Genomic DNA, 11523 nt, shown 5'->3' with positions numbered 1-11523 from the left:
CTACGCTCTAGACGCTCCAGCTCGCGTGCACAACTCATGCGCGCGCACAGCGGTCAGCGGTCGGCCGGGTCAGGGTCGAAGGTGGGACCGGCTATGGCAGCCATCCGTGATGGCCGCGTCTCCAACCCTCGCCCTGCCCGGCATGCCACGCGCCGCCTGCCGCTTGCCGCTTGCCGCCTCTGCTGCCTGCCGAACGCCGAGTGCCGAGTGCCGAGTGCCCGCTTGCCCGCACTTGCCATTTGCCCCTTGGCGCTGACACCCAACGCCATGCATTGGACACCGGAGGACACCTGGCACTGGGCGCCCGTTTCCTTAACTAACCTCACCTTCAGCGCAAGACCGGACGCTAGCCAGGCAGCATCACCGCCCGGCGTTTACTTGCTGTCCTTAGTCCACACGCCGACCTCGACGTTGATCTTCTCTGGCACCTTCTTGCCGGCGAAGTAGTCCGCAATGGCCTGGATGGCTTTCTGGCCTATGAGCGTCGGGTACTGGATCGCGTCGCCGTAGATCTTCCCGGCCTTGATCGCGTCTTTCGCCTCAGGCGTAGCGTCGTAGCCGACGACCACGATCTTGCCCAGCTTGCCTGCGGCCTCGATGGCGGCGACCGCGCCCAGCGCGGAGTCGTCATTGATACCGAACACACCGGCAACGTCGGGCACTCTGAGAAGGATGTCCTCCATCGCGGCCATGGCCCTGTCGCGCTGACCCCACGCCGGGACGTCCGCGATTATCTTGATCTCGGGGTGCTGAGCGATTATCTCGCGGAAACCCTCCACCCTGTCCAACACCGACGTGACGCCAGGGTGGTTGATTATGACCACCTTGCCGCCTTTGTCCTTGAGCGCCTGGACCATAAGCCTGCCCGCCTGGCGACCGCCTTCGACGTTGTCAGACTGCACCGCACAAACCACCTTGCCCTGGGGAGAGAGGTTCATGATGTCGACCGTGAAGACCGGTATACCGGCTTTGTTAGCTTCGGCGATGGAGCCTCCCACCGCGAGCGAGTCGCACGGGGCTATGATCAGCGCGTCGACCTTTTTGGAGATGAAGTCATCGATCTGCGCCGCCTGCTTGCCGAAGTCGAATTCGCCCGCCACCACCTGCAGCTCGAACCCGTACTTCGCAGCCTCGCTGCGAAGCCCGGCCTCGAGATCCCTGTAGAACTGGTGCTCCCTTGTGAGCAGCGTGACCCCGATCAGCTTCGTAGCAGCGAAGGCTTCCTGAACGCCCATCAGCCCGAAAACCATGACCGCCAGGATAACCACCGAAAGCCAGCGTTTCATCTGTGATGGACCTCCTTTCATGCAGCCGTTGCGCAACGGTCTTTCCGGCCAAGGATCCTCGCAAGGCGCGTGCCAGAACACCGTCCAAAAGCTAAAGGCGTCGCTGGAACGCCGCCAGAACTGGCATTTCTAGGAGGACAGGAGCGAAGTCGAGCCGGCGCCGCCGCGCTCGGAGGCATCACGCAGGCGGCTCGCTCGTAGGCCGCACATTTCTTGTGCGACCGTTCGGTGTGCAGGTGCACACGAATTGTGCACTATCCCTTTTCCACAGGTGGACTTGAATGCCAAGGCTGGAAGATGTGAGGATGCGGACAGCCGCGCGTGGTAACGAACCATGGCACCGCGGCAGAGCATGCATATATGCATATGGTGATGGCGGACGAGCGCGTCAGCGCACGATGTAGTACAGCGATTCGACCTCTTCGTCGCTGGCTTTGTCAAGCCCGTCGCGTAGTTGGCGCAGGGACTCGCTGCCGACCTCCATGTCGTAGCGGCCGAGTATGCGCCCGAAGACGGCCCGCGTTGCCTGGGACTCCTTGTGCTTCGTAACGAAGCGCATGATCTCCTCGATTCGTTCGTCCTTGGTACCCATGAGCATCCACCCCGGGTCAATGCAGTCTAGGAGTAGCTTGCCCACCTTGCGACGGAAAATGCCCGCGCGGCGTCACGCGTGGGCACAGACTGGCCATGCATCTAGATGGTGCAAGAGAAATCTCGACGAAGCCTGCCGCCACATCTCTATTCCACTGTATTCCACATTCCACGCTCATCGGTTGATGCAATGGTAGCCCCGAAGATCACGCCGCTTATGGTCGCCCTGACGCCCACAAGGGCTAGGAGTGCTATATAGCCGATCACGTGTCAAGGGGTATGCCCCTTCTGTGCCGGATGCCCGCTCCAAAGCGCTGCGGCCCTCGCCCAAGCGTCCTTCTCGGGCCCCCACGGCTCGCCGGAGAAGCGGTAGTCGTGCTTCCGCCTTATCTCAGCAAGCTGGGCCTTCAGCTCCTCCAGCTTCGCTATGGACGCCTGCAGGAGCCTCGTGGCAGCCGCCCCGTATCGCGACGCCTTCAATGCCTGAACGAGGTGGGTAAGACACAGCCCGTCAGATGACGCAAGCGCCCTCTCGAGGTCGGGGCCCGATTCGAAGGCGGCCGACCCAAGCCGGGCGCTAGACCCGAGGCCGACGCTGGATCCAACACCCGTGCCCCGCCCGGGGTCGGAACTTGGTCCGATGTCGCTCATCGATCCCAGCTCAGCGATTAGCACCTCGATATACCTTTGCTCTGCCTCACGCGCCACAAGGCACGCCGGGCATCTGCGCCCGGGAAGCAAGTCGTCCACCACTGAGGCGACCGTCCCAGTCGCGGGCAACCGCACACTGCCGCTACCGCAGACCCGGAGGAGGCTCTCAAGCAACTCGAGCACGTGGTCGACGAGGTCCCCGTAGATGATGGCGTGGCCGAGCGGGTCCCCGTGCTCTCGAAGCAGCTCGGCGTGCTCAGGGCAGAAGCCGTTGGACCGCCGTAGGTCCGCCCGCATGCCGGGATCGTTGACATTCTCATAGAGGAACGTCTCGAGGTAGCGAGCAACCGCGTCGCTCACAAGCCTGCATATGGGACAGCCCGGCTTTGTCATGGCGTCCCGGAGTTTGTAGTAAGTCGTGTGCCGCGATATGGCGTGCGTCCCTCCCCTCCCTGACCTCTCCAATGCCCTGCCCTGCACCTCATCCCACTCCCCGCCCAGTTCCTTGCGTCGTCCCTCGCCCTGTCCCGCCGCGGTAGAACCTAACCCGGACGCTCCCCGTCGTAGCCAGCCCCTCCGGTATCGCGCCGTCGATGACGGACAGGAATGCCTCAAGCCGCTCGCGCACGTCAACGATCTCGACAATCACAGGCAAGTCCTCGGAAAGCCTGAGGATCTTGGCGGAGTGGATCCGGCTGTGACCGCCGTAACCCATGATGCCCCTCAGGACCGTCGCGCCGGCTAGCCCGTGCTCCCGGGCTTTACGAACGATCCACTCGTATAGAGGGATGCCATCGTGCTTGTCGCTCTCGCCGATGAAGACCCTGAGAAGCAATCCGTCTTCTGGAAGCACCATCGCAATCACCTCACATCCATCGGGATAGCGCATCGCCTGCCCACACGGCAGCGAGGCCCAGCAGGACATGCAACGCCACATTGACAACGGCAGCTAGAGCCTGCCCGTCGCGCAGGAAGCTCATTGTCTCATAGGTGAAGGTGGAAAACGTGGTGAAGGCCCCGATTAAGCCGACAAAAACGAACACGCGGAGCTCAGGTGTAAACGCCCCGCGCGCGTCAGCCATGCCGGCCAGAAACCCTATGGCCAGGCAACCTAGCAGGTTCACCGTGAAGGTACCGTACGGAAACCGCGCTGCATCGAGGTATCTGTGCACGAACCCCCCAAGGCTGTATCGCAGGACAGCCCCGACAAAACCGCCGAGCCCAACCAGCAACACTCTCGCTATATCCATTACGCTGATGACCCCTCCCTATGGCTTGCTCATGGCAGGAGTCATCAGCCCTGTCGGGCGGTTACGGCGGACTCCATCACCCGCTTGCGCGGTCCTCAGAACTGCCCGCTTGCGCAGTGCTCAGATGAGTTCGACGAGGTAACACGGCGCTAAGCACCTGTTCTATTCGCCGTGATGGGACGAGAATCCTGCAACTCATGCTCGGGTCCATGTGGTTGTGCGCGCATGTAAAGGTCGGTTTCACCCAGGGTTGCCGGTGTAGCTCTGCTTGGATGGCGCGCTTGCGGCGGGCTTCGTTCGAATCCTGAGCGAAAGGCCCCAACCGCGTCCAAGAAGCCAAGGCTAACGGCGTGGCAAGGAGGCTGGCGACGCCCCTCTTCGAAATCCGCGGTGAGTATGCGTAGGCAACTCCAAGGCTGACACGACGCCCCCAGGGGCAGTTGGCTCGCCTGCTATCTGTCGCCTCCGCGTCGCGTACAAGGAACGTCCGAGCCCGGGCTTGGTTACCTGCCGCATTCACTACGACCCTGCACCCTTCTCACTAGAGGAGCACAGGCACCTCCCGGTGCAGACAGATCCTATCCAGCGCCACCCGGCACGTGTATGCGCGCACCTCAACCCCTGACCGTACCGCCTCGCGGAGCCCTGCCCCAAAGGCGGGGTCGGTCTCGTCGTTGGGAGAAAGGGACTCAGCATCGTCACGTTGGATGACGAACACCACAATGGCCCTGAGCCCCTGCGCAACGGCCCGGGCAAGCTCGCGCACATGGCGCAACCCCCGCGCCGTCGGGGCGTCCGGAAACAGGGCCCGCCCGCCCCTCACGAGGGTCACAGACTTCACCTCGAGCAGGCAGTCACCTGCGGCCGATCCTGAAAGCCGGAAGTCCATGCGACTCTCTCCGTACGCGCATTCGCGCCGGACTTCTGAGTAGAGCGCGAGGTCTGGGAAGAATCCCACCTGTAAGCCGGCAAACACGAGGTCGTTGGGAACCCTCGAATCGACTGACACGAGAAGCCCTTCATGGTCGACAAGCGCTAGGTCGTACGAAGTTTTGCGCCGAGAGCCGTGAGGTTCGCGTGGGCCGTGACGCCCCGCCGCCGTCGGCCGGGGCGCGACAGGGTCGGGTGCTGGCGCTTCGAAACCTCCGAGCGACTTCGTGCGCGCGCTCGCGAGATAGACCAAGCGACCGGGCACCAGTAGCTCCTCAAGGCGCCCGGGATCGGCCACGTGAACAGCAACGACACCGCCGACCTCGCCGGTTTCGAGGTGCGTGTCGAGCCTCACGGTTGCAAGGAAGCGGTTCGGTCTGGACATGAAGGTTCCTGCGATCAGGCTCTCATCTCGTTTCAAGCATGGCACTGTTTCAAACATGGCACCGTTTGCGCACCCCTTTTCCCGCGAGCCCCTGCCTTGGTCCATTGTACCTCGCTATCTCGCCGAACTCGAGTGTATGCCAGCCCTCCCGCCGACCGCTGCCACGATCGTCAGATCCGGCGTGGCTGGGGTGGACAACGCTGGCATGGACAACGCTGGATCTTGCACCGATAGCACACTCTCCGCCGTCGGGCCTCCCTTTCGCTATTGGATAGGCAGGTCTTCGACAAGTACCCCGCCGTTTCGGGTCCCGTCGCGCCGACATGCTGTTCGAAGTGGAAATGGACCGGAGCCGCCAGGGCGTCGTCGCTCGAGACTTGTCGTGCTCTCTGGAAGGAACTTGTCGTTTCGCGGCGAAATCAGAGACTAGCTCGGGATGGCTGATTCGTCGGGCTCGGCGCACACGGCTCAGCCGAAGAGCGTGGTCCGTCCAGCCAGTTGCCACGCGAGAATTGAGCGGCAGCCGCATCAGTCAACTCAGCCCAGATCTCCACGAGAAGTTCCCTCTTTGCCGCTTGATAGTCCCGTCGGGTGGCCCCAAGTGCCGAACCAGTGGCGGGCTAGGTCGGATGCCCGACGCGTCGTCGCTGCGTTGTGATCCCAACAAGCATGGAACCGAATACGCACGATCGAGGACGCAAAGCCAGGTACCGCAAGACCAGAAGCGCGAAAGCGAATGCGCACGAATGCCGTTCAGTAGTGACAGGAGGAGGTCGTCTGGATGCGCCTTAGTATTACTTTCTCTCCGGCGGGCTCAAGTCTGAGGTTACCCACACACTACAACAGGCTGCTCCAGGCATCTCTCTACGCCAACCTCGACCAGATCACCGCGGCGTTTTTCCATGACCGAGGCTTTCTCCATGGATCGCGGTCTTTCAAGATGTTTACCTTCTCGCGGCTCATGGGGCCTTACGAGATTAATGCCCGAGAAGGGGTGATATGCTTCAATGGCTCGCTCAAGCTGGTGGTCTCATCTCCATCGGATGATTTCTGCGGGTCCCTTGCAACGTGTCTCCTTGCGCGCGGTTCGATTCTACTCGGCAAGGAAGAGGTCGGCATCGAGAAGGTGGAAGTGCAGTCTCCCACCATAACCGGTGAAAGGGCAATCGTGCGAACGCTGTCGCCGATCGTTGTGTACAGCACGCTCTCGAAAGCCGACGGTGCAAAGTACACGTGCTACTTTCAACCAGGAGAACCGGAGTTCGAAGAACAGCTCTGTGACAATCTGAGGAAGAAATACGAGGCCGTCCACGGTTGCCCGGCACCCGACGGAACGGTCCGCGTGCGGCCATTTCGCCAACCGCGCATGCATATCGTCAAGTATCTAGGGACAGTGATCAAGGGATACTCATGCACGCTCCAGTTGGAGGGGCCGCAGGCTCTCCTCCAGCTCGGGCTCGACGCGGGTTTTGGAGCCAAGAACTCGCAAGGATTTGGATGCGTCGAGCTTTGCCCTGCAGGCGCCCGCTGACCTTGGAAACGAAGAATTCTGGGGGTGTAAGCGATGCTGATAGAGAGCCTCGTTAGACTCGGAAGGCCGCTTGTGAAGGGCGGGCTCTCTCCAGCCGAGGTGCTAAAGCAGATATCAGATGTTGCTTCGGAGAACGCCAGGAACTTCTTTGCGCACGTATTCGTGGTGGAGATCAAGCGGGATGGCAGCCCAATAGCCTCTTCACCAGTGAGCCATTGCTGCATCGCACGGGCGCTCGCCATGCAGCAATGGGGTTCATATGGGGCAAGCCGCGGGGCAAAAGGGAAGAAAAACGTGTTTGTTCAGGACATTGGGAGAGGCGTGGGGGCACCGTTTGTTCTGCCAAAGGGCGGGAATCCCAGAACTCCACAGGGCAAGTACGGCGTCCCCGTGTACCCGATATATGATGGAGACATCAAAGCGTTCAACGAAAGCCCTACTTGCGAAGGCGTCAAAGCCTTTCTTGCTGGGCGCCTCGAAAGGACAATAGGTTTCGCCTTGTCCTCGGACGAGTTGGAGAATGTAGCCCTCGAGCTGCACCGTGCCATCAGGGCGGCATCGCTCGACCCTTCGGAGAAGGCGCTCGGCGTGGTTGTGCTAGCGGAGTTGACAGATGATGGCCCGTTCGGGCTCGCCGACGCCATAGTGGTCGGGGATCCGTCAATGTCCTACGTGGGGCCGAGCATGATAGCCGCTGGCAAACACATAGTGGCCAGGCTCGAAAAGGTCCTCGAGAGGTTCTGGGAGGCAAAGATCGACGAGGCCACCGAAGGTGGAGAAGAGTGTGGAAGCGATAGCAAGTGCTTCTTCTGCGATGCGTCTGGCCGCGTGGTTTCTGCATACTGCAAGGCCTGGCCTTGGCTTCTTCCTACTTGGAACTGCCCGTTCCCGATTTCATGGGCTGAAGGTAAGAGCGGTCTCAACAACGCCAACATGGTCAAGGGGATTGCAGTGTGCCCTGAATGCTACAAGGCCCTCTCGTACGGTGCCAACGTGTTCATGAAGCTGTCATCCTCTTTCGACACATGGCTCACCAAGGAGATCTTCTCTCCTGTCGCCAGTGCCACTGGCAAGGACATGGCTAAGAGAGCAGCGCGGATAGACCCAATACAGGGGTCAGTAGTGGCCTTGCCGATTCTTGACGAGTTCCTGAGCGACGAAGACGCACGCGACGAATTCGTGGAAGGGATCACTAGGATGCTCGCTAGGCACCACGATGCTCGCCGGCTCGATGTGCATCTAAAGGCCATCACCGGGTTCGAGATGGTGTTGCCAGAAGAGTTCAGCCGAGAAGAGTACCGGCTCTATCTGACATATTTCACGGGGAACCCATCTCGCGGCGACGTTCATTTGAGGGCGACGATCGAAGACGTCCTTCCGTCAACTGCGAGGCAGGTCACGAAGCTCGTCAGTGGCCTCGGAGAGTACGCAGTGGACATTGCGCGTCGGCTGCGTGGCAAGAACATGGATGAGCAACAAGAGGCTTTCGTGCGGCACACCTACACTTCTCTCCCGTACCTTCTTGGCACAGCGTTTGGTGCGCCCTTTCTTTGGGACTCTCTCAACACTACCATGCATAGAGGGAACATAGCCTCTGAGCGCTTCCTTGCAAACTCGGCCGCGCGTATGTCTGAGCTCGGCCACCAGCTTCCTGATAGCTACGCGCGTTTGAACGATGAGATAGTCTTCTACCTGACGTTCAGGCGGTTTCTCCAGGAGTACAACCGAGAAATCCGTAGCGAAAAGGGAGGTGAACAAATGAGAGACTGGAAGGAAATTCACGCCATGCTTTCCGGGGGTCGCCCGGAGGACATGGTCTTTCGTGATGCGGAGGAGCTCGGCTTTGCATGTGGACACCTCACAGGGCTTTTCTCGCGCCAATATTGGCACGCGACGAAAGTGGGTCGCGAGGGCAAAGACTTCCTCAAGCATCGTGTGATGACCTTCGGCACAGACCTCACGCCCACGGTTGTGTACGAGCGAGGCTTGGCGCGCATGGAGGAGGTCGCGCGCAGGTTGGATATGCATCTACCAGAGGATTTCCGTCGGCGTCTTGCCGTCGTGTTGGTCGAATTCGCCCGCACGAAGGACGAGATCGCTCGCAACCGGCACGCGTTCATGGCGGCATTCTGGGCGGGCCATAACCTTGCTGGTTCCCAGGTAGCTACTGAGCATCATGACGACAGCGCAGAGCGGTAGAAATGCGTGAGAGTAGAAGAGCGTGACAAGCAAAGAGGGGATATGTCAAGGAGGGAACGGCATGTCAAGTGTTAGAAGTGGAGAGATCCTCTTTGTGAAGTGCGTGAAGGATGGCATTCCAAACAGGGATCCGTTGAACGACAGCGATGCGAGGCGGATCTTTGGTGAGGAGGACGGACGAATCTCCCTCTCTGATGTGAGCATCAAGCGGGACGTGAGGGACTACGTGCTTGCAAAGCACCCCGACGGTGGGCCCGATAAGCGGTGGTTCGTGTTCTGTCGGGAAGAACGCAAGGAAGACGGGAAACTCCTTGGTCGCGAAAGCCTGGCCAAGACCTTGGTCGAGCGAGCCGGGCTTGGCGCCGAGGCCGATGTCCGAGATGCACTGCTGAAAGCAGCGTTTGATGTGCGCGTCTTCGGCGCAGTGTACAGTGTGGAGGGAGCAAGCTTCCACAAAACTGGACCAGTGCAGTTTGGCTGGGCCCATTCGTTGCACCCGGTTGAAACGAAATACGTACAAGGGACGGTCGTGATGCCGAGCCAAGACGCAAAGGCCACGGACGCAGGCGAAGAAAGCGGCAAAGCTCAGGGAACGATCTGGACGACGTACATACTGCCGTTCGCTGTGTTTGCGATGCCTGGGGTCATAAACGCCACCATCGCGAAGGACACAGGGATGACGGATCAGGATGTTGAATTGCTCCTCGAGGGCCTTTGGAAAGGCACTCAGCATAGGCAGGCTCGTGGCCGAGGCATCCAACAGCCGCTCCTACTGGTACACACAGAGTACAAGGACCCTTTCTACAGAATCGGGTACTTGGAGGATCACATCGCCTTGAAGCCGGAAAGAGACGTATGGCTCGGCGGAACGCCTCCCACTTCGCTTGACGACGTGTCGCTTGACGTGTCGGAGCTCGCGGACGTGTTAAGGAGCTCTAGCGAAGAAATCGCGCGTATCCGGTACTGGGTGCACCCCGGCCTGTCCATGACCGGAGAACTGCCGGGAGAGCGGGCGAGGTTATGGTAGGACAGTCCCACGCGTAGGTCGTTGAAGGGGGGTGACCACGCGTTGCAGGTTCTCATATTCGATCTCCGGGGCAGCATTGGCCACTTCCGCAGGCCGGACACCACGGTGACACACGCATCGTACCCGTTCATAACCCGCACCGTGCTGTCCGGACTACTGGCGTCCATACTCGGGCTGGAGCGCCTTCAGGGAGAGAACTGGTTCGGCTTGCAGTTGCTCTCTCGCGTCCAGACAGTATCTCAGGAGATGTCGATGCACGGCAAGGGATGGCTTTTCGGCGGCGACCAGAACTTCAACAGACCAACGGCCATAGAACTAGTCGTGAACCCTTACTACCGTGTGTACTATGCCGGGGATAGTCTCGATAGTCTCGCAGCGTCGATCAAGGGAAACAGGTCACGTTACCATACGTATCTAGGGAGCGCCTACTGCCTCACATTCCCGAGGTTCCGTGCGGTTGTTGATGCTGAAGACATGCTCCTCTCGTCCGACGAAGTGCTCGAGACGCGTACCGTCCTACCGAGTCACGCGATCTCCCGGCTCATTCCTTGTGAGGGCTCAGAGTACGGGCGTGTCGGCGGGATGCAGTATGAGCACGTGGGCGACCGGAGGTTCCGAGGAACGATAAACATCGTCTATGAAGTGGCAGGGCGGCCCATCAGACTTAAGCCCGCGCAGACTGTCGCGGAACAGGCAAGACCATATAGGTTCCTGAGGCTCAGCACGGGAGAGGTGATCTGCCTTTGGTAGTCTGTGCTCAGATAGCCTTTCCCTATCTCGTGCGTCACATCGTTCTTCCCATAGGGACTATCATGTCGGCCCCGAGGAGGACAGCCGGGGCGTCCCGCAGCGTTGCCGCACCGCTGTCACGTCGTTGCCGCAGCGCTGATATACCTGTGTCGCACACTTGCCAACAGGAAACTCGGCAACCAGAGGTCTGCCTTGCCCTTATTCGGCATGGGTGCGCTCCCACGCGCCCGGCACAAGAAGAGGATCGCAGATGGTGAAAGCGAGGACGTTCTAGCGAGATATAAGGAGCTAAGGCAGGATAGAGTGAGGGGAACGCCATGCCGGACCAGAAGGTAATCGCTTTTCGGGAGTGTCTTGCCCGACCCGACAGCGAGCAGGGAACACGCCACCTCCTGTCGGCACATCTTTTAGAGGTCGCGCGGGGGTGTGGCAGCCCGGAGGGCGATATAGACTCAAAGCTTGGCTTCCTGGCGGGTCTCGCTCACGACGCAGGCAAAGCGAGGTCGCAATGGCAGGCGCACATCCTAGGGCGCGGTCCGAGAGTGAACCACGCTCCACTGGGTTCTGCACTCTTCACGTACATGGCCGCGACGCTCCTGGAACAGTGGGAGGTTCCGCGCGACCAGCTGCCGACAAAGCGACTTCTGGTCCTTCGGCTGGCGCAAGACATTCACGACCATCACGGCGCCCTCGAGGGCCTCACCGGCGAGGTGCCGTGGAAAGACTCGCTCAGTGTGAACGACTTCGACGAGTGCGACCTGGATGGGTTCTTCGCATTTGTTGCGGGGTATTTCTCGGACTGGCGTTTGACACCTCATTTCTGTGAGGCCTCGTCATCATTGGGTTTCGAGGCATACGAGTCTCGCGTACCACAACATTCCTCCCCCGGGTCGTTCTGTCGGCGTGGCAGTTCGGTCACCCGT

Annotated in this window: 11 protein-coding genes; 5 read left to right on the top strand and 6 right to left on the bottom strand. The window is 60.4% G+C overall.

The window, feature by feature from the left end:
- Nucleotides 1–374 precede the first annotated feature (374 nt).
- The 6 genes from GX515_00435 to sfsA form a co-directional block, all read right to left on the bottom strand.
- A complete protein-coding gene (locus GX515_00435) occupies nucleotides 375–1286 on the bottom strand; it encodes a substrate-binding domain-containing protein (GenBank protein HHY31477.1) in 912 nt (303 codons plus the stop codon).
- 388 nt (nucleotides 1287–1674) lie between these two features.
- Entirely contained in the window at nucleotides 1675–1878 is a 204-nt protein-coding gene (locus GX515_00430) for a hypothetical protein (protein HHY31476.1), read from the bottom strand.
- Nucleotides 1879–2147: 269 nt separating this feature from the next.
- The gene (locus GX515_00425) at nucleotides 2148–3008 is read right to left on the bottom strand and encodes a hypothetical protein (protein HHY31475.1); all 861 of its coding nucleotides are present in this window, start codon (nucleotides 3006–3008) and stop codon (nucleotides 2148–2150) included.
- 1 nt (nucleotide 3009) lies between these two features.
- Nucleotides 3010–3384 carry a DUF190 domain-containing protein gene (locus GX515_00420; GenBank protein ID HHY31474.1) on the bottom strand — a complete coding sequence of 125 codons (375 nt, stop codon included), beginning with the start codon at nucleotides 3382–3384 and terminating at the stop codon, nucleotides 3010–3012.
- A gap of 10 nt (nucleotides 3385–3394) precedes the next feature.
- Entirely contained in the window at nucleotides 3395–3778 is a 384-nt protein-coding gene (gene crcB / locus GX515_00415) for a fluoride efflux transporter CrcB (protein HHY31473.1), read from the bottom strand.
- Between the two features lie 541 nt (nucleotides 3779–4319).
- Nucleotides 4320–5093: a DNA/RNA nuclease SfsA gene (sfsA, locus tag GX515_00410; GenBank protein ID HHY31472.1), complete on the bottom strand. Its 774-nt coding sequence runs from the start codon at nucleotides 5091–5093 to the stop codon at nucleotides 4320–4322.
- A gap of 781 nt (nucleotides 5094–5874) precedes the next feature.
- On the opposite strand from sfsA, the gene cas6 reads away from it, so the two are divergent.
- From cas6 to GX515_00385, 5 genes are all read left to right on the top strand, one after another.
- Nucleotides 5875–6624, top strand: a complete 750-nt coding sequence (gene cas6 / locus GX515_00405) for a CRISPR-associated endoribonuclease Cas6 (protein ID HHY31471.1) — start codon at nucleotides 5875–5877, stop codon at nucleotides 6622–6624.
- Between the two features lie 33 nt (nucleotides 6625–6657).
- The gene (locus GX515_00400; GenBank protein HHY31470.1) at nucleotides 6658–8823 is read left to right on the top strand and encodes a hypothetical protein; all 2166 of its coding nucleotides are present in this window, start codon (nucleotides 6658–6660) and stop codon (nucleotides 8821–8823) included.
- A gap of 61 nt (nucleotides 8824–8884) precedes the next feature.
- Nucleotides 8885–9850 carry a type I CRISPR-associated protein Cas7 gene (locus tag GX515_00395; GenBank protein ID HHY31469.1) on the top strand — a complete coding sequence of 322 codons (966 nt, stop codon included), beginning with the start codon at nucleotides 8885–8887 and terminating at the stop codon, nucleotides 9848–9850.
- Nucleotides 9851–9892: 42 nt separating this feature from the next.
- A complete protein-coding gene (cas5, locus tag GX515_00390; GenBank protein ID HHY31468.1) occupies nucleotides 9893–10600 on the top strand; it encodes a CRISPR-associated protein Cas5 in 708 nt (235 codons plus the stop codon).
- A 317-nt stretch (nucleotides 10601–10917) separates the two neighbouring features.
- Nucleotides 10918–11523, top strand: a 606-nt coding sequence (locus GX515_00385) for a hypothetical protein (protein ID HHY31467.1), incomplete at its 3' end; no start/stop codon positions are given.

The sequence above is a fragment of the Bacillota bacterium genome (assembly GCA_012842395.1).
GTDB lineage: Bacteria > Bacillota > SHA-98 > UBA4971 > UBA4971 > UBA6256.
Note: the sequence above shows the minus strand (reverse complement) of the source record. Positions and strands in the feature narration are given on the sequence as shown.

Excerpts from the sequence above, each read along its gene's own strand:
- GX515_00395 (HHY31469.1), top strand. The coding sequence starts at position 8,885 with ATGTCAAGTGTTAGAAGTGGAGAGATCCTCTTTGTGAAGTGCGTGAAG.
- GX515_00400 (HHY31470.1), top strand. The coding sequence starts at position 6,658 with ATGCTGATAGAGAGCCTCGTTAGACTCGGAAGGCCGCTTGTGAAGGGC.
- GX515_00435 (HHY31477.1), bottom strand. The coding sequence starts at position 1,286 with ATGAAACGCTGGCTTTCGGTGGTTATCCTGGCGGTCATGGTTTTCGGG.
- GX515_00420 (HHY31474.1), bottom strand. The coding sequence starts at position 3,384 with ATGGTGCTTCCAGAAGACGGATTGCTTCTCAGGGTCTTCATCGGCGAG.
- sfsA (HHY31472.1), bottom strand. The coding sequence starts at position 5,093 with ATGTCCAGACCGAACCGCTTCCTTGCAACCGTGAGGCTCGACACGCAC.
- cas6 (HHY31471.1), top strand. The coding sequence starts at position 5,875 with ATGCGCCTTAGTATTACTTTCTCTCCGGCGGGCTCAAGTCTGAGGTTA.
- crcB (HHY31473.1), bottom strand. The coding sequence starts at position 3,778 with ATGGATATAGCGAGAGTGTTGCTGGTTGGGCTCGGCGGTTTTGTCGGG.
- GX515_00430 (HHY31476.1), bottom strand. The coding sequence starts at position 1,878 with ATGGGTACCAAGGACGAACGAATCGAGGAGATCATGCGCTTCGTTACG.